A 17149-nucleotide genomic window follows, 5' to 3' on the forward strand; every position below is an offset into this window, starting at 1 on the left:
CCCTGGACCCGGACGTCGCCTCCGGGCCACGGAACCGTACTCGCGGTCCTGTCGGGTCCCGGTGGGATGCCGGGCCACCCTGCGCCCGTGCCACTCGGTGTCACCGTCCGGTGTGATGATCGGACACTACTCACCCGATCGGGTGGCTACGGCGAGATCCTGTCGCGTTGCGTGGTCAGTCGGTGCTGCACTGACCGGGTGATTGCGGTCGGCCGGGCGGCGAGGTGACGCTCCTCGCGGGCGCGCTCGCGGTGCTGGCCGCCCTCCTCTTCGCCATCGCGTCCGTGGCCCAGCGCGGCGCCGCCGCCGCGGTGCCCGACGACGAGGCGCGCGGCGGCCGGCTGATCGCCCGCCTCGTCCGCTCGCCGCGCTGGTGGGCGGGCACGATCGGCGACACCGGCGGCTTCGTCGTGCAGGCCGCGGCGCTCGGCGTCGGCGCGCTGCTGCTGGTCCAGCCGCTGCTCGTGACCACCGTGCTGTTCGCGCTCCCGCTCGAGGCGCGGCTGACCGGACGGCGGATCGGGCGCCCGGAGCTGTGGTGGGCCCTCGTGCTCGTCGCCGCGCTCGCCCTGTTCGTCGTGGTCGGGGAGCCGACCGCGGGCGTCGACCAGGCGCCGGTCCGTGTCTGGTTCCCGGCGCTCGCCGCCCTGCTCGTGGCCCTCGTCGTCGCCGTCGTGGCGGCCGGCCGGCGGCGCGGGCCGCGCCGCGCGGCGATGCTCGCGGTCGCCACGGGGCTCGCGTACGGCCTGGTCGCGGCCCTGACGAAGTCCGTCGTCGACCTGCTGGGCGACGGCCCGATCGCCCTGCTCACCGCGTGGGAGACGTGGGCGCTGGTCGCGGCCGCGGTCGGCGGCACCCTGCTGCAGCAGGCGGCCTTCGGGGCCGGCCCGCTCGCGGCGTCGCTGCCCGCGGTGACGGTCGGCGAGCCCGTCGTCGCGGCGGTGCTCGGCGTCGTCGTGCTGGGCGAGCAGGTCCGCGCCGACGGCCTCGAGTGGGTCCTCATCGGCGTCTGCGTCGTCCTCATGGTCGCGGCCACCGCGGCGCTGTCGCGGTCGTCGGCCGCGTCCACCACCCGAGAGCCCGAGCCCGTGGGGGCGCCGTGAGCCTGACCATCGACTTCGAAGCGCGCGCCGCGGCGGCCTGGATGTTCGGGTCGTTCGTCGTCGTCTTCCTCGCCACGCGCGTCGTCGTGCGGCTGATCCGGGCGGGGAAGGGCCCGTTCCGCAACCAGTCGATCGGCGGCGTGCACCTGCACCACCTGGTGTGGGGCATCTTCCTCATGCTCGTGGCGGGCGTCGCCGAGTTCACGTACTCGCCCGAGCCGCCCTGGCGCTACGTGCTCGCGGCCGCGTTCGGCGCCGGCGCGGCCCTCGCCCTCGACGAGTTCGCGCTCTGGCTGCACCTCTCCGACGTCTACTGGGAGCGCGAGGGACGGGTCTCGGTCGACGCGGTGTTCGTCGTCGGCGCGCTGATGGCCCTGCTCGTCCTCGGCTTCAACCCGTTCGACCCGGACACCGCGGACGGCATCACGGTGGTCATCGGGACGATCGTGGTCAACGGCCTGCTCTGCGTGCTCGCGCTGGCCAAGGGGCGCCCGCTGCTCGGTCTGCTCGGCTTCCTCGTCCCCGTGCTCGCGCTGGTGGGCGCCGTGCGCCTGGCCCGGCCCACCTCGCCCTGGGCGCGCTGGCGCTACCCCGAGGGCTCGAGCAAGCGGCTGCGCAGCCTGCGCCGCTTCCCCGAGCGCGAGCGGCGGCGGTGGAACGCGTTCGTCGACGCCGTGGCCGGGGCGCCGAACGCGCCAGCGGAGCCGACCGCATCGGACACCTCGGCGGTGCCGGACGCGCCGACGGCGCCCGCAGCGCCGGCCGCGCCGACCTCGCAGGCGATCCCGACCGAGTCGCGGGAACAGGAGGGAGCACGCTGAGCATGGACGCCCCCACGGACGCCCACCCCGGGGCCGACGGGCCCGGCCCGGACGAGGACACGCACGCCGGCGACCACCCCGACCACCCCGACCACGGCGTGCACCTCGGCCAGCAGGACATCCGCAGCGCGAAGCTCGCCGCCCGCCGTGCCGCGGGAGAGACCGAGCCCTACCGCTGGCCCGTCGACCACTCCCTGGCCGACATCCGCACCGCCCACGCCGACCTCGCCCCCGACACCGTCACCGACGAGGAGGTCTGCGTCGCCGGCCGCCTCACCGGCTTGCGCCGCCAGGGCGGGCTGAGCTTCGGGACGCTGCGCGACCGCACCGGCGCCCTGCAGCTCTTCGTCGACACCGCGGTGGTCGGCCACGACGCGCACGTCGCGATCGACGACCTCGACCGCGGCGACTGGGTCGGCGTCCGCGGCCGCGTCATGACGACCCGGCGCGGCGAGCTCTCGATCCGCGTCGAGGAGTGCGCGCTGCTGGCCAAGGCCCTGCGCCCGCCGGCCGGCGGCCACCACGGCCTGGCCGACGTCGAGACCCGCTACCGCCAGCGCTACGCCGACCTGCAGGTCAACGAGCGCACCCGCGAGATCTTCCGCATCCGCCACGCCGCCGTCCGCGCGATCCGGACCCACCTCGCCGACCAGGGCTTCACCGAGGTCGAGGGCCCGGTGCTGCAGAGCATCCAGGGCGGGGCGTCGGCGCGGCCGTTCGTGACGCACCACAACGCGCTCGACCTCGACATGTACCTGCGCATCGCCCTCGAGCTGCACCTCAAGCGGCTCATCGTCGGCGGCATGGAGCGGGTGTTCGAGCTCGGCCGGGTGTTCCGCAACGAGGGCGTCGACACCCGCCACAACCCCGAGTTCACGATGCTCGAGGCCTACCAGGCCTTCGCCGACTACCACGACATGATGGACCTGACCGAGGGGATGGTCGTGGCCGCCGCGCAGGCCGCCCTCGGGGACGACATCACCGTCCACTACCAGGGCCAGGCCATCGACCTGCGCCCGCCGTGGCCCCGGCAGCGGTTCGCGGACATGATCACCGAGAAGACCGGCGCGGTGATGCACCCGGACATGCCGCTCGACGAGGCGCGGACGATCCTCGACGGGCTCGGCATCGCCTGGGAGCAGGGCTGGGGTGCCGGTCGGCTGATGAAGGAGGTCTACGACGAGCGTGTCCAGCACGACGTCGTGGGCCCGGTCTTCTGCATCGACTACCCGCGCGAGGTCTCGCCGCTGGCCCGCGCCCACCGCGAGGACCCGGCGTACAGCGAGCGCTTCGAGCTGATCGTCGCCGGCTTCGAGCTGTGCAACGCCTACTCCGAGCAGAACGACCCCGCCGAGCAGATGGCGGCGTTCGAGGAGGAGGCGCAGGCCAAGCGCAACGGCGACCCCGAGGCCGGCGACATCGACCTCGACTACGTCCGCGCCCTCGAGTACGGGATGCCGCCCACCGGCGGGCTCGGCATCGGCATCGACCGGCTCGTCATGCTCCTGGCCAGCGTCGACTCGATCCGCGAGGTCATCCTCTTCCCGACCCTGCGCCCCGAGTTCGCGCCGCCGCCCGGCGGCGGTCCCGGCGGCGCCCACCGCCCGGTGCTGCCGCCGACCCCGATGCCGGCCGCTGCGCTCACCGCCGCGGCGCCGCAGACGCCGGTCGCGGTGGCGAGCGCGGTGGGCGCGGTGGGCGCGACACGGCCGCCCGAGACCCCGCGCCGACCGTGGACGGTCACCCTCATCGCCGGGCTGACCGCGCTCGCCGGCCTGCTGCACCTGCTCGTGCACATGCCGGTCGTCCACCAGCGCCTCGGGGAGCGGGTCGAGGTCGACCTCGTCCCGCCGTGGTTCGCCGTCACCGGCCACGTGCTCTCGGCCGCGATCGGCCTGCTCCTGCTGCTGCTCGCCGACCAGCTCGCCAAGCGCAAGCAGGCCGCCTGGCGGGTGGCGGTGGTGCTGTCCGCGGTGGCGGTCGTCGCGCACGTGCTCAAGGGGCCGCACCAGGTGGGCCTCGGGATCAGCGTCGCGCTGCTCGTGCTGCTGATCGTCGCGCGGGGGCAGTTCCGGGCGCCCGCCGATCCGCCGTCGCTGCTGCGGCTGCTGCGCTTCGTGCCGATCTACCTGGCCGCGGTGCTCGCGTTCGGGTTCGTCTCGCTGGGCCTGCAGAGCGGGCGGATGACGCCGGAGCTGACGTTCCCCGGCGGCCTGGAGACGATCTTCGGCGGCCTCGTCGGGCTCGACGGGCCCTACGTCTTCGAGCGCCGGGTGTTCGCCGAGACGTTCCCGTACGCGCTGCTCGCGCTGGGGATCGTCGGGCTGGTCGTGTTCCTCGTGCTGCTCTTCCGGCCGCTCACCGCCCGCGACCCGCACACCCGCGACGACTGGACCCGCGCCGAGACGCTCGTGCACACCTACGGCTGGGACACGCTCGCGGCGTTCGCCCTGCGCGACGACAAGAGCTTCTTCTTCGGCTCCGACGGCCGGGCGATGATCGCCTACACCTACCTCGGCGGGTACGCGCTCGTCGCCGGTGACCCGATCGGCGACGAGGCCTCGCTGCCCGCGGTCGTCGACGAGTTCCTCGCGATGTGCGCCCAGCGCGCCTGGACCCCGGCGTTCCTCGCCGCCCGCGAGGAGGACACCCGCGAGGGCGGGCTGCTCGCCTCGCGGGGCTTCCGGTCGTTCTACCTGGGCGACGAGGCGATCATCGACTGCCCGTCGTTCACGCTCGAGGGCCGCGAGCGCAAGAGCGTGCGGGCGGCGGTCCGGCGCGTCGAGCGCACCCACCGGTTCCAGCTCATCGCGGAGTCGGCGGCGTCGCCGACGCTGGTGGACGCGCTGAACGCGATCTCGGAGAAGTGGCGCGGGAAGAACCCCGAGCGCGGCTTCACGATGTCGCTGTCGCAGGACATCACCGGCTCGGCGGCCAACAGCGACTTCCTGCTCTGCGTCGCGCTCGACGCCGACGGCGTGCCCGGCGGCTTCCTGCGCCTGGTGCCGGCCTACGGCGGCCCGGCCACCGGGACGACGTTCGGCTACACGCTCGACCTCATGCGCCACGACCCCGGCGCGCCCAACGGCATGACCGAGTTCCTCATCGCGAAGAGCGCCCTGGCGCTGGCCGAGCGGGGCGTCGTGCGGCTGTCGATGAACTTCGCGATGTGGGGGCGCCTGTTCGCCGAGGACGTGCCCTTCACGGCGACACAGAAGCTCGCGCGGCGCGCGGTCGGCGTGCTCAACCCGTTCTTCCAGGTCCGCTCGCTGCACGACTTCAACGCGAAGTTCGGGCCGCAATGGCTGCCGCGGGTGCTCGCCTACCGCAGCCCCGCCGACCTGCCGCGCGTCGGCCTGCTCTACGCCGGCGCCGAGGGCTTCCTCGCCGTGCCCGGGCTCGGCCCGATGTTCGTGCCCGCCGCCGTCGGGGGCGCGCCCTCGCCGTCGGGCACGGCGCCGGACGGCACCACCGCGGCCGCGGCATGAAGCGCAGCGGAACTGCGGCCGGGAGGACCGCCGCATGAAGCGCAGCGGAACTGCGGCCAGGAGCACAGGATGAGCGTCATCGAGCGCCACCCGCGTCGCACGCGGGGCAACGGGTTCGGCGACGTCGCCCTCGTGGTGGTGCTCGTCGCCATGGCGCTGGCGGTCGTCGTGGCGGTCGTGGTCCTCGCCGACGCCACCAGCAGGAAGACACCGCAGGGTCCGCGCGGGGCGGGCGCGCTGGACGCGCTGCAGGCCGACCTCACCGCCGCGGGGCTGGTCGTCTGCCAGCGCACCGACGTCACCGACCCGCGGGCCACCGACGCGGTCGCCGCCCGGACGCTGGTCGTCGCCGTGGAGTGCCGCGAGGGCCAGACCGCCACCGTGCAGGCCGATGCCTTCGCCGACGACGCCGACCGCGACGCGGCGGCGCGCAGCATCTCGGGGGCGGTTCGCCCGCGGGCCTCGTCCACCGTGCGCACCTACGGCGACCTCGTCGTGGTGGTCCAGGGCGGCGCCGAGGACGTGGTGGCCGACCGGATCGACGCGGTGCTGCTCGCGAAGGGCGCGGTGTGAACGCGAAGCTGGGCGTGCTGGCCCTGGCGATGATCAACATCGCGGCGATCGTCAGCGTCCGCAACCTGCCGGTGATGGCGGAGTACGGCTGGTCGATGCTGGCGCTCTTCGCCCTGTCGATCGTCGTGTTCCTCGTGCCGATCGCCATGGTCGCCGCGGAGCTCGGTACCGGCTGGCCCCGCGACGGCGGCGTCTACGCCTGGGTCAAGGAGGCGTTCGGCGAGCGCGCGGGCTTCCTCGCGGTCTGGTGCGACTACGCCGAGAACGTCGCCTGGTTCCCCACGGTGCTCTCGTTCATGGCCGCGAGCCTCGCCTACGCGCTGGACCCGTCGCTCGCCACCGACAAGGTCTTCCTCGTCGTCGTCATGCTCGCGTTCTTCTGGGCGACGACGATCGTGAGCCTGCGCGGGGTCGGGACGTCGTCGTGGATCGGCTCGGTCGGCACGGTGGCCGGCTCGATCGTGCCGGCGATCGGCGTCGTCGTGCTCGCGGCCGCCTACCTCGCCCAGGGCAACCCGACGCAGATCCCGTTCTCGGCCGGCGCGCTGGTGCCCGACGTCCAGCTGAACAACCTGGCGTTCCTCGGCGGGATCATCCTGCTGTTCACCGGCATGGAGATGGCCGGCTTCCACGCGCGGGACACGAAGGACCCGGGCCGCACGGTGCCGCGCGCCATCGCCCTGTGCGTCGGGGTCGTCGTCGTCTTCTCGGTGGTCGGCTCGCTCTTCCTCGCCATGGTCGTGCCGGCGAGCGAGATCAGCCTGGTCAGCGGGACGATGGAGCTCTTCTCCCGGGTGCTCGAGCGCCTGGGTCTGGGATGGGTCGTCGCCCCGCTGGCGCTCGTCGTGGCGTTCGGCGGTATCGCGCACCTCGCGCCGTGGATCCTCGGGCCCGCCGACGGCGTGGCGGCGGTGGCGGCGCAGGGGTCGGTGCCCCCGCGGCTGGGCCGGCGGAACGCCCACGGCGTGCCGGTGACCCTGCTCCTGCTGCAGGGCGCGGCCGGGACCGTGTTCACGCTGCTGTTCCTGCTGGTCCCGAGCGTGAGCACCTCGTACTGGATGCTCTCCGCGGTCACCGCGCAGATCGTCATCGTCATGTACGCGCTGATGTTCGCGGCGGTCGTGCGGCTGCGGCACACGCGCCCCGACGTGCCGCGGCCCTACCGCATCCCGGGCGGCCTGCCGGGCGTGTACCTCGTCGGCGGGGTCGGCCTGCTCGGGCTCGCGGTCGCGTTCGTGCTCGGCTTCGTGCCGCCCGGCCAACTCGCGACGGGCAGCACGGTGACCTACGTGGGCCTGCTGGCGGTCGCCGTCGTCGTGCTCTCCGCGCCGCCGTTCGTGTTCGCGGCGATCGCCCGTCGCCGGGCGCGGCGCGACGCCGGCTCCGACGACGGGGTCCCGGTGCCGGCGTGAGCGTGCACGGCATCGCCGAGATCGACATCACGACCGACTCCTTCCTCGGAGCCCTGGCCCTGCTGGCGCTCGGCGTCGTGGTGCTGCTCGTGCTCGTCCTGCGCACGCGCCTCGGGCGCTTCACCCGGCTCGGCCGGACGATCGTGGTGCTCGTGACCTCGGCGCTCCTGCTGGTCGCGGCGGGCGCGGGGGTCAACGCGCACTTCGACTACTTCCGCACCCTCGGCGACGTCCTGGGCCTGCCGCCCTCGGACGAGGTCGAGCTGGCCGCCCTGCTCGCGCGCAGCGACCGGCCGGCACAGGGGGTCGTGACGACGACGGAGCTGCCCGGCAGGACCTCGGGGTTCGTGACGCGGCCGGGCACGATCTACGTGCCGCCGGCGTGGTTCGCCCGCCCGCGCCCGGACCTGCCCGTGGTGGTGCTGCTGCACGGCACGCCCGGCACCCCGCAGGACTGGCTGGACGGGGGCCAGGCCGCGGCCACCGCCGACGCCTACGCGGCGTCGCACGGCGGGTCGGCGCCGATCCTCGTCATGCCCGACGTCAACGGCACGCTCGACGCCGACACCGAGTGCGTCGACGGCCCCGCCGGGAAGGCCGAGACCTACCTGACCGTCGACGTGCCCGCCTTCGTCCAGCAGGTGTTCCACACCGCGGCGCCCGGCCGGGGCTGGGCGGTGGCGGGCCTGTCGGAGGGCGGGTCCTGCGCGCTGGTGCTCGCCCTGCGCCATCCCGGGGTGTTCAGCACGTTCGGCGACTACGCCGGGCTCGCAGGGCCGCGGGCGGGCGACACCAACGCCGACACCGCCTCGGCGGTCGCCCAGCTCTTCGGCGGCTCGCCGCAGGCCTTCGCGGCCCACGAGCCGGCCGACATCCTCGCCACCGGCCGGTTCCCGCAGCTCGGCGGCTGGTTCGAGGTGGGTGACGCCGACCCCGAGCCGTACGCCGCCCTCGACACGGTGGTGCCCGCGGCGCGGCGGGCGGGGATCGCGACCTGCGAGGTCGTCGTGCCCGGCGGTGGCCACACCTTCGACGTGTTCTCGCAGGCGTTCTCCGACTCGCTGCCCTGGATCGCGGGCCGCATCGGCGCCGGACCGCCGGTGCCCAGCTGCCCGCAGGGGTCCTAGGCGACGAGCAGTCCCCACCGCGCGGCGCGGCGGGCGGCCGCCACCCGGTTGCGCGCCCCGGTCTTGGCCAGCACGTGCTCGACGTGCGTGGCCACGGTGCGCGGGCTGATCCCCAGCCGCGCGCCGATCTCGGGGTTGGAGAGGCCGTGGGCGACGCCGTCGAGCACCTCCAGCTCGCGCACCGTCAGCCCGGCGGGCGGGGCCACCGCCCGGTGCAGCACGAGCACCCCCGACGCGGTGGCGTGCAGCTCGACGCCGACGACCTCGCCCGCCGCCGTCACGAGGAGCACCGGACCGGGCACCGGCGCGCCCGCCAGGACGTCCGCGACGACCCCGGCGAGCGGCGACGGCGGTGTGACGAGGTCGGGCCGCGCGCCCGCCGACAGCACCGCCACGCGGTCCGCGCGCTCGACCAGCAGCCCGTCCGTGCCGTCGTCCCCGAGCCCGGCCGTCCGCGGCGCCGGCACGGGGACCGGGTCGAGCGCGGCGGCCAGGTCGGGGGCGAGCAGCTCGAGCAGGGCGACGGTGTCGTCGTCGGGATGCCGGGCGTCGAGCATGCTGGCGTTGACCATGCCCACGTAGCGGTCGTCGGCGGCGAAGAGGCAGAGCGTGAGGCCGTCGCGGAAGCCCTGCGGGACGATGATCCGCTCGAAGATCTCGCCGCGCCGCCGGGCCGGCGCCAGGTCCCGCACCCGCACGGCGTGCCGGCCCGCGCGGACGGCGGTGAACAGGCGGTCGGTGTGCATCCGGGTGTCGACGATGACGTCGACGGCGGCGGGGTAGGACGATGCGAGCGTCCGGTGCCCGCCGGTCGCCGGGTCGTGGACGGCGAGCGAGACGCAGTCGGCGGGGACGACCTCGCCCAGGCCGGCGAGCACGGCGCGGGCGGCGCCCGGGGAACGGCTCCCGTGGCGCCGGAGGAACGACCGCAGCTCGCGGGCGGCCGCGACCGCGGACATGCTCGGAAGCTACGCGGGACCGCACCGCCCGACCAGGGCCGACGGGCGCATCCGTCAACCGACCGATGTCCCGGCAGGCCACGCGGCCCAGCATCGGCGCATGACACCCGACGAGTACGCCGAGCTCGACGCCACGGGCCTCGCCGAGCTCCTGAGCAAGGGCGAGGTCAGCAGCGACGAGGCGCGTGCGGCCGCCGTCGCCGCGCTGGACGCCGCCGCGCCGCTGAACGCGCTGGTCGGCGAGCGTTTCGACGCGCCGCTGGAGTACGCCGCCGACGGGCCGTTCGCGGGCGTCCCCTTCGCCATCAAGGACCTCATCGTGCACGCCGCGGGCGTCCCCCAGCGGGCCGGCACGCGCCTGCTCGGCGACGGCGTCCCGATGCCGGCCGACACCCACCTCATGACCCGCTTCCGCCGCGCCGGGCTCGCGACCCTCGCCCTGACGGCCACCCCGGAGCTGGGGTTCAACGCGACGACCGAGTCGGTCGCGACCGGCGCCGTCCACAACCCGTGGGACACCTCCCGCAGCCCCGGCGGGTCGTCCGGCGGCTCGGCGGCCCTCGTCGCGGCGCGGGCACTGCCGGTCGCGCACGCCAACGACGGGGGCGGCTCCATCCGCATCCCCGCCGCGGCCTGCGGCCTGGTGGGCCTCAAGCCGAGCCAGGGACGCACCTCGCCGGGCCCCGACTACGCCGACCCCCTGCTCGGCATGGGCGTCGAGTTCGCCGTCACCCGCACCGTGCGCGACACCGCCGGGCTGCTCGACGCGGTGCACGGGTACGAGCCCGGCGACCGCTACCTGCTGCCCGACCCGCCGCGGCCCTACGCCGACGAGGTGGCCGCGGGGAGCCGGCGGCTGCGGGTGGCGCTGTGGACCACCCCGTTCTCCGGGCACGGCTCGGTCGACCCGCGGTGCACCGCGGCGACGGAGGCGGCCGCGCGGACCCTCGAGGGCCTGGGCCACGCGGTGGAGGTCGCCGGCCCGGAGCTCGACGCGGAGGCGTTCGACGCCGCGAACCTCGTCGCCTGGACCAGCTTCCTCGCCGACGGCGTCGACGTGCTCGCCGGCGCCCTCGGCGTGACGCCCGGACCGGAGCACCTCGAGGCGGCGACCCTGGCGTGCGCCGAGCACGGCCGGACCCTCGGCGCGAAGGACCTGTACGCCGCGGACCGCGTCTTCAACGCGACCCGGCGGGCGGTCGCGGCGTTCCACCAGCAGTACGACGTGGTCCTGACGCCGACGATGAACGTCCCGAACACGCCGCTCGGGTACCTGGACCAGGACGACGCCTCGCGGGACGCCCGCGGTTGGTACGACCACATCTTCTCGACGGCCGGCTTCACGGCGCTGTCGAACGTCACCGGCAACCCGGCGATCTCGCTGCCGCTCGGGCGCACCGAGGAGGGCTGGCCGGTCGGGGTGCAGGTCGTCGCGCCGTACGGCGACGAGTCGACGCTGATCGCGCTGGCCGCCGACCTCGAGCGCGCGACGCCCTGGATCGCGCACCGGCCGCCGGGTGGCTCCGCCACGTGCGCGGAGCGCACCTAGACCGGCAGCCGCCCGAGGACGTCCTGGAGCGACCGCTCCGCGTCGTCGCCCAGGCGTCCGAGGGCGGGGGAGACCACCGGCGTGGCGACCTTCGCGGCGCCCTTCAGCGTGAGGTCGGCGCGGTAGGTCACGACCGTCCCCGACCCGTCGGCGACCATCGTGATGTCGTCCTGGCTGGTGACGGTCTCGTTCTCGCCGCGGATGCGCAGGTGCCCGGGCTCGTCGACCTCGAGGGTGTAGACGAGCTCGGTGCGCTTGCCGCGGAACTCGGAGACGTTGCGCCACTGCTTGCCCACCGCGATCGGCGCCGACGGGTCCAGCGGCTCGCAGGAGATCGTCGGGGCGTCCCACTCCTCGGTGTTGGCGACGTCGCGCAGGTAGGCCTGCACGGTCGCGACGGGGGCGGGCGAGTGCACGGTGCGCTCGATGGTGGGCATGGCGGCGGATACCCGCGCCGGGTGCGGGCCACGACGACGGCTACCGTCGGTGGCATGGGTGCGGATCCGGACCTCGACGTCAGCCCCGATCTCGTGGTGGTCGGCTCGGGCTTCTTCGGGCTGACCGTGGCCGAGCGGGCCGCGACCGAGCTCGACAAGCGCGTCCTGGTGGTCGAGCGGCGCTCCCACCTCGGCGGCAACGCCTACTCCGAGCCGGACCCCGAGACCGGCATCGAGGTGCACCGCTACGGAGCGCACCTGTTCCACACGTCGAACAAGCGTGTCTGGGACTACGTCAACCGGTTCACCGACTTCACCGGCTACCAGCACCGCGTCTTCACGATCTACCAGGGGCGCGTCTACCCGCTGCCGGTCAACCTGGCGACGATCTGCGAGTTCGCCGGGAAGGCGATGACGCCCGACGAGGCGCGCGCCTGGGTCGCCGAGCACGCGGCCGAGATCGACGTGCACGACGCGCAGAACTTCGAGGAGAAGGGCGTCGCGCTCGTCGGCCGTCCGCTCTACGAGGCGTTCTTCGAGGGCTACACCGCCAAGCAGTGGCAGACCGACCCGAAGAACCTGCCGGCGTCGATCGTCAGCCGCCTGCCGGTGCGCTACACGTTCGACAACCGGTACTTCAGCGACACGTACGAGGGCCTGCCGGTCGACGGCTACACGGCCTGGCTCGAGCGGATGGCCGACCACCCGAACATCGAGGTCCTGCTCGACACGGACTGGTTCGACCTGCGCGATCAGCTGTCGGAGGACGTCCCGACGGTCTACACCGGCCCGCTGGACCGCTACTTCGACTACAGCGAGGGCGAGCTCGGCTGGCGCACGCTGGACTTCGAGCCCGAGGTCGTCACGACGACGGGCGACTTCCAGGGCACGCCGGTCATGAACTACGCCGACCGGGACGTCGCGTTCACGCGCATCCACGAGTTCCGGCACTTCCACCCCGAGCGGACGACCTACCCCAAGGACAAGACGGTCATCGTCCGCGAGTACTCGCGCTTCGCCGAGCACGGGGACGAGCCCTACTACCCGATCAACACGCCCGAGGACCGCGCCAAGCTCGAGCGCTACCGCGAGCTCGCGCGCAAGGAGGCGACGAACCGCCGGGTGCTCTTCGGGGGCCGCCTCGGGACGTACAAGTACCTGGACATGCACATGGCGATCGGCTCGGCGCTGACGCTCTTCGACAACCGCATCGCCCCGTGGTTCACCGAGGGTGCATCGTTCGACGACGCCGACCTGGCCGAGGTCTGATCCGATCACTCGTCCGGACGCTTCGAGGGCGCTCGTGATTGCGTAGCGTCACCACGTCAGTGGTGATCATCGCCCGGAGGCCCGCGTGTCCGCTCCCCCCATCACCGCCCGCCGGCGCGCCGCCGCGGGTGTCCTCGCCGCGCTGTCCTGCGCCGCGGTGCTCGCCCTGTCCGCCTGCGACACGAGCAGCGAGTCGGCGCCCTCGACATCCTCGGGCGGCGAGCACCGCGAGGGCGGGCACACGGCGCCGCACAGCGGCACCCACCCGACCACGCACCACACCTCGGCGCCGTCGGGCCCGACCGGCGAGTTCGACCCGCGGAACTGCCCCGCCGGCCTCGTCTGCTGACCGACACCACGCACGAGGAGGTCCCCGAGCGGGTACCGCCAGGCGGTGACCTCCTCCGCGCCGGGCGCCCTCGTGTTCACCGTCTCCGGCGAGCGGCCGGGCTACCTCGCCGAGGTCGTCGCCTCCTGGCGGCGGGTGCGCGGCGTCGAGGCCTGGCCGGTGACGTTCCTGGTGGAGCCGGGCACCCGCGTGCCGGAGTGCCGGACGGTGATCACGGATGCCTTCCCGGACGCCACCGTCGTCGTGCACCCCGAGCGCCAGGGCGTGCGCGCCAACCCCCACCGCGCCCTCGCGACGGCCTTCGACGGCGGCGCGGGGTTCGCCGTGCTCGCCGAGGAGGACATCGTCGTCGGCGACGACGTGCTCGAGTACCTCGGGCACGGCGCCGCGGCCCACCGTGACGACCCGTCGGTCCTCGCCCTCTGCGCCTTCTCGCCGCTCCCGGCCCCGCAGCCCGAGGACGCGGTCGGCACGGGCGGCTTCACCGCCTGGGTGTGGGGCACCTGGGTCGACCGCTGGCGGGAGCTCCTCGAGCCACACTGGTTCGACGCGGCCGTCGGCCCGGAGCCCGGCGTCGAGGAGGGCTTCGACTTCGGCATCGACCGGATGCGCCAGGCGACGGCCCGGCGCATCCTCATGCCCCTGGCCAGCCGCTCGGACAACATCGGGCAGTACGGCGGCGTGCACGCCCTGCCCGAGGAGTTCGAGGAGAGCCGCGCCGCCACGTTCGCCGCGCACCGGCCGCCGCAGCGGTTCCGCGAGGTCCCCGTCGGGGTGGCCCCCGCCCTCGCCCGGCGGGGTGCTCCCGGGCACGCGGGCTCCTCGCCGTTACCGTCGTGGACGTGACGAGCACGGTCGGCAGGACACGGCGCGGCAGCGCCGCCGGGACGGTGGAGATGACGGCACGCCCCGCGGGGACTGCGCTCCTGCAGCGCGTCATCCTGCCCCGCCCCGCCGACCCCACGTCGGTGCGCGCGCTCTACCTCGACGAGGGCACGGCCACCTCGGTCCAGAGCGCGGCGCCCACCGCCTACCGGCCGGGCACCTACGACGACTCCGTCGAGGAGTTCGTGCTGCACGTGCGGCGCTCCGGCGAGCGGGTCGCCGACGTCACCTCGCGCACGAGCGTGCGCCTGCCCGAGCGCAGCGAGGTCTCCTTCGCCGCGTACTTCAACGCCTTCCCGGCCGCCTACTGGCGACGCTGGTCGGTGCTCGACGCCGTGACGCTGCGCCTGCGGGTGCGCGGGCGCGGCCGCGTCGACGTGTACCGGTCGACGGCCAAGGGCGTGCCGGTCCACCTCGCGGGCGAGGTGGTCGACACGACGGCCGACGGCGGGCACGACGCCGAGCACGAGGTCGTCGTCCCGGTGTCGCTGACGCCGTTCGCCGACGGCGGCTGGACGTGGTTCGACCTGGCCAGCGAGCACGACGGCCTCGAGCTCGTGGCCGGCGGCTGGTTCGCCGACCGCGAGGCGCCCGGACGCGCCGCGGTCACCGTCGGGATGCCGACGTTCAACCGCCCCTCGGACTGTGTGGCGACCCTGCGCGCGCTCGGCGACGACCCGCTGGTCCGCGACACGCTGACCGCGGTGATCATCCCGGACCAGGGGTCGTCGAAGGTGCGCGACCAGCCCGGGTTCGAGGAGGCCGCGGCCGTCCTCGGCGACCGGCTGCGGATCGTCGACCAGCCCAACCTCGGCGGCTCCGGCGGCTACGCGCGGATCATGTACGAGGCGCTCGAGAACACCGACTGCGAGCAGATCCTGTTCATGGACGACGACGTCGTCCTCGAGCCGGACTCCGTGCTGCGCGCGCTGGCGTTCTCGCGCTTCGCCCGCGACGAGATGCTGGTCGGGGGCCAGATGCTCTCGCTGCAGGCGCGCTCGCACCTGCACGCGATGGGCGAGGTCGTCGACCGCGGGCGCTTCTTCTGGCAGATCGCCCCGCACACCGAGGACGACCACGACTTCGCCGTCCACCCGCTGCGCGAGACGGCGTGGATGCACCGGCGCACCGACGTCGACTACAACGCCTGGTGGATGTGCCTGATCCCGCGCTCGGTCGCCGAGCGGATCGGGCTGCCGCTGCCGCTGTTCATCAAGTGGGACGACTGCGAGTACGGCCTGCGTGCCGGCAGCCACGGCATCCCCACCGCGACCGTCCCCGGCGTGGCGATCTGGCACATGTCGTTCGTCGAGAAGGACGACACGTCGGACTGGCAGGCCTACTTCCACGTCCGCAACCGCCTCGTCGTCGCCGCGCTGCACGGCCCGGACAACCCGCGCGCGATGCTCGCCGACTCGCTCAAGCGGACCCTGCGCCACCTGTTCCTGCTCGAGTACTCGACGATCGCGCTGCACCACATGGCGATGCGCGACTTCCTGTCCGGGCCGCGCGCGCTGTTCGGGGCGCTGCCGACCGCGCTCGGGGCGGTGCGCGCCACCCGCGCGGAGTTCCCCGACGGCACCGTGCACCGCGGCGCCGACGACCTGCCGCGCCCGGCGATCGGCGCCCGCGACGCGCAGCTGTGGCCGAAGCCGCCGGTGGGCAAGGTCGCGCAGGTCGCCGCCCTGGCCCGGGGCCTGCGCCACCAGCTGCGTGCCGTCGACCCGGCCGCGCACGAACGCCCGCAGCGCGACGTGCCCGCCGAGCACAGCCAGTGGTTCATGCTCTCGCGCCTCGACGGCGCGGCGGTGACGACCTCGGACGGCTCGGGCGTGACCTTCCGCAAGCGCGACCGGGAGATGTTCTGGGCGATGCTGCGCGAGTCGGTGCGCCTGCACGCCGAGGTCGGCAAGGCGTGGCCGGCGCTGCGCCGGCGCTACCGGGAGGCGATGGGCGAGCTGGTCAGCCGCGAGGCCTGGCGCGAGCAGGTGTTCGACCGCTTCCGCTGACACCTTTCCTGCGCACGGCGGGAGGAGGACCGGACCTGTCCGCCTCCCTCCGTAGCTTTCCTCTCGTCAGGGACGACGAGGAAGGTAGGGCCCCGATGACCACCATCGCCGCGCAGGAGACCTCGATGACCACCACCGACGCCGACGAGCGTGCCGACCTCCTCGCCGAGCTGGCCCAGGCCCGCCACTGGCTCGTGTACGCCACCCGCGACCTCACCGACGAGCAGGCCGCGTCCCGCCCCACCGTCTCCCAGCTCAGCCTCGGTGGGCTGATCAAGCACGTGGCGGCCACCGAGGCGCACTGGATGGGTTTCGCGGTGAACGGTGCGTCGCCGGAGGACGACTTCGAGCTGCCCGAGGGCATGACGCTCGACGACTTCGAGGCCTACATCGCGGGCCTCGACGAGAAGCCGGAGTGGCTGGTCGAGCGCGAGAACGCCTTCAGGCTCCTCCCGGGCGAGACCCTCGCCGGCGTGGTCGCGGAGTACCACGAGGTCGCCGCTCGGACCGAGGCGACGCTGGCCACGCTCCCGGACCTCAACGTCAAGCACCCGCTGCCGAAGGCCCCGTGGCAGGAGCCGGGGGTGTCGTGGTCGGTGCGCCGGGTGCTCATCCACATCATCGCCGAGACCACGCAGCACGCGGGCCACGCCGACATCCTGCGCGAGAGCATCGACGGCGCCACCTCCATGTGAGTGTCCCGCTTCGCTCCGTCACGGGGTCGGTGCCAAGATGCCGGGCGTGACGGAGCAGGCGGGCGCGCAGCGCACCGAGGGCGGGACCGACACCGACGACACGGACGCGGGGACGACCTCGGGTGAGTCGTCGGGGGCGGCGGCCGGGTCGTCCTCCGGCGAGGGCCAGCAGCCGGCGGCGGAGTCGAGCAGCGCGGCGGGGGGCTCCGGGAGCAGTACCGACAGCGCCTCGGACAGCGCCTCGGACAGCGCCTCGGACAGCGCCTCGGACAGCGCCTCGGACAGCAGCTCCGACGGCGGTTCCCGAGGCGGCTCCGACCGCGGGTCGAGCAGCAGCTCCGACGATGGGTCGACGGGGAGCTCGGGTGGGAGCTCGGGTGGGTCCTCGGACGACCCGCCGCCGTCGGAGGCGCCGACGACGCAGACGCGGACGCCGGTCCGGGAGGACCACGACGAGCCGCGCGGCCGCACCC

General features: G+C 74.4%; 15 protein-coding genes. 12 read left to right on the forward strand and 3 right to left on the reverse strand.

Going from position 1 to position 17149, the window contains the following annotated elements:
- Nucleotides 1-224: 224 nt before the first annotated feature.
- The 6 genes from PGB27_RS13600 to PGB27_RS13625 all read left to right on the forward strand — a co-directional run bounded on the left by PGB27_RS13600 (nucleotide 225) and on the right by PGB27_RS13625 (nucleotide 8524).
- Nucleotides 225-1103 (forward strand): DMT family transporter, encoded by an 879-nt coding sequence (locus PGB27_RS13600; RefSeq protein WP_274200892.1) that lies wholly within the window; start codon nucleotides 225-227, stop codon nucleotides 1101-1103.
- On the forward strand, nucleotides 1100-1924 hold the full coding sequence (locus tag PGB27_RS13605) for a hypothetical protein (protein WP_274200893.1): 825 nt from the start codon (nucleotides 1100-1102) through the stop codon (nucleotides 1922-1924). Before PGB27_RS13600 ends, PGB27_RS13605 begins: the two co-directional genes overlap by 4 nt.
- 2 nt (nucleotides 1925-1926) lie before the next feature.
- Nucleotides 1927-5412: a lysine--tRNA ligase gene (gene lysS, locus PGB27_RS13610; protein ID WP_274200894.1), complete on the forward strand. Its 3486-nt coding sequence runs from the start codon at nucleotides 1927-1929 to the stop codon at nucleotides 5410-5412.
- A 69-nt stretch (nucleotides 5413-5481) separates the two neighbouring features.
- Nucleotides 5482-5985 (forward strand): hypothetical protein, encoded by a 504-nt coding sequence (locus PGB27_RS13615; RefSeq protein ID WP_274200895.1) that lies wholly within the window; start codon nucleotides 5482-5484, stop codon nucleotides 5983-5985.
- On the forward strand, nucleotides 5982-7397 hold the full coding sequence (locus PGB27_RS13620; protein ID WP_274200896.1) for an APC family permease: 1416 nt from the start codon (nucleotides 5982-5984) through the stop codon (nucleotides 7395-7397). Before PGB27_RS13615 ends, PGB27_RS13620 begins: the two co-directional genes overlap by 4 nt.
- Nucleotides 7394-8524 carry an alpha/beta hydrolase gene (locus PGB27_RS13625; protein WP_274200897.1) on the forward strand — a complete coding sequence of 377 codons (1131 nt, stop codon included), beginning with the start codon at nucleotides 7394-7396 and terminating at the stop codon, nucleotides 8522-8524. The genes PGB27_RS13620 and PGB27_RS13625 overlap by 4 nt, the downstream gene beginning before the upstream one ends.
- On the opposite strand, the gene PGB27_RS13630 is transcribed toward PGB27_RS13625, so the two are convergent.
- Complete coding sequence (locus tag PGB27_RS13630; protein WP_274200898.1) at nucleotides 8521-9483, reverse strand: helix-turn-helix transcriptional regulator; 963 nt, start codon at nucleotides 9481-9483, stop codon at nucleotides 8521-8523. The genes PGB27_RS13625 and PGB27_RS13630 overlap by 4 nt on opposite strands.
- A 100-nt stretch (nucleotides 9484-9583) precedes the next feature.
- On the opposite strand from PGB27_RS13630, the gene PGB27_RS13635 reads away from it, so the two are divergent.
- Nucleotides 9584-11032 (forward strand): amidase, encoded by a 1449-nt coding sequence (locus tag PGB27_RS13635; RefSeq protein ID WP_274200899.1) that lies wholly within the window; start codon nucleotides 9584-9586, stop codon nucleotides 11030-11032.
- Here PGB27_RS13635 and PGB27_RS13640 read toward each other — a convergent pair.
- Entirely contained in the window at nucleotides 11029-11469 is a 441-nt protein-coding gene (locus PGB27_RS13640; RefSeq protein ID WP_274200900.1) for an SRPBCC family protein, read from the reverse strand. The genes PGB27_RS13635 and PGB27_RS13640 overlap by 4 nt on opposite strands.
- Before the next feature lie 54 nt (nucleotides 11470-11523).
- On the opposite strand from PGB27_RS13640, the gene glf reads away from it, so the two are divergent.
- The 5 genes from glf (at nucleotide 11524) to PGB27_RS13665 (ending at nucleotide 16676) form a co-directional block, all read left to right on the forward strand.
- Nucleotides 11524-12738 carry a UDP-galactopyranose mutase gene (gene glf, locus PGB27_RS13645; protein ID WP_274200901.1) on the forward strand — a complete coding sequence of 405 codons (1215 nt, stop codon included), beginning with the start codon at nucleotides 11524-11526 and terminating at the stop codon, nucleotides 12736-12738.
- 85 nt (nucleotides 12739-12823) lie between these two features.
- Nucleotides 12824-13087, forward strand: a complete 264-nt coding sequence (locus PGB27_RS13650) for a hypothetical protein (protein ID WP_274200902.1) — start codon at nucleotides 12824-12826, stop codon at nucleotides 13085-13087.
- A 45-nt stretch (nucleotides 13088-13132) separates the two neighbouring features.
- Entirely contained in the window at nucleotides 13133-13933 is an 801-nt protein-coding gene (locus PGB27_RS13655) for a hypothetical protein (protein ID WP_274200903.1), read from the forward strand.
- Nucleotides 13930-15981, forward strand: a complete 2052-nt coding sequence (locus PGB27_RS13660) for a glycosyltransferase (RefSeq protein ID WP_274200904.1) — start codon at nucleotides 13930-13932, stop codon at nucleotides 15979-15981. The genes PGB27_RS13655 and PGB27_RS13660 overlap by 4 nt, the downstream gene beginning before the upstream one ends.
- Nucleotides 15982-16076: 95 nt before the next feature.
- On the forward strand, nucleotides 16077-16676 hold the full coding sequence (locus PGB27_RS13665; protein WP_408630061.1) for a DinB family protein: 600 nt from the start codon (nucleotides 16077-16079) through the stop codon (nucleotides 16674-16676).
- 18 nt (nucleotides 16677-16694) lie between these two features.
- Here PGB27_RS13665 and PGB27_RS13670 read toward each other — a convergent pair whose 3' ends face one another.
- Nucleotides 16695-17147 (reverse strand): hypothetical protein, encoded by a 453-nt coding sequence (locus PGB27_RS13670; protein WP_274200905.1) that lies wholly within the window; start codon nucleotides 17145-17147, stop codon nucleotides 16695-16697.
- Between the last annotated feature and the right edge of the window lie 2 nt (nucleotides 17148-17149).

Origin of the sequence: Actinomycetospora lemnae (genome assembly GCF_028737315.1) — a bacterium.
In the GTDB taxonomy this organism is placed as follows: Bacteria; Actinomycetota; Actinomycetes; order Mycobacteriales; family Pseudonocardiaceae; genus Actinomycetospora; species Actinomycetospora lemnae.

Bases quoted from the DNA above. Each gene is read 5' to 3' on its own strand.
- PGB27_RS13665 (WP_408630061.1), top strand. From the start codon at position 16,077: ATGACCACCATCGCCGCGCAGGAGACCTCGATGACCACCACCGACGCC.
- PGB27_RS13615 (WP_274200895.1), top strand. From the start codon at position 5,482: ATGAGCGTCATCGAGCGCCACCCGCGTCGCACGCGGGGCAACGGGTTC.
- lysS (WP_274200894.1), top strand. From the start codon at position 1,927: ATGGACGCCCCCACGGACGCCCACCCCGGGGCCGACGGGCCCGGCCCG.
- PGB27_RS13630 (WP_274200898.1), bottom strand. From the start codon at position 9,483: ATGTCCGCGGTCGCGGCCGCCCGCGAGCTGCGGTCGTTCCTCCGGCGC.
- glf (WP_274200901.1), top strand. From the start codon at position 11,524: ATGGGTGCGGATCCGGACCTCGACGTCAGCCCCGATCTCGTGGTGGTC.
- PGB27_RS13640 (WP_274200900.1), bottom strand. From the start codon at position 11,469: ATGCCCACCATCGAGCGCACCGTGCACTCGCCCGCCCCCGTCGCGACC.
- PGB27_RS13635 (WP_274200899.1), top strand. From the start codon at position 9,584: ATGACACCCGACGAGTACGCCGAGCTCGACGCCACGGGCCTCGCCGAG.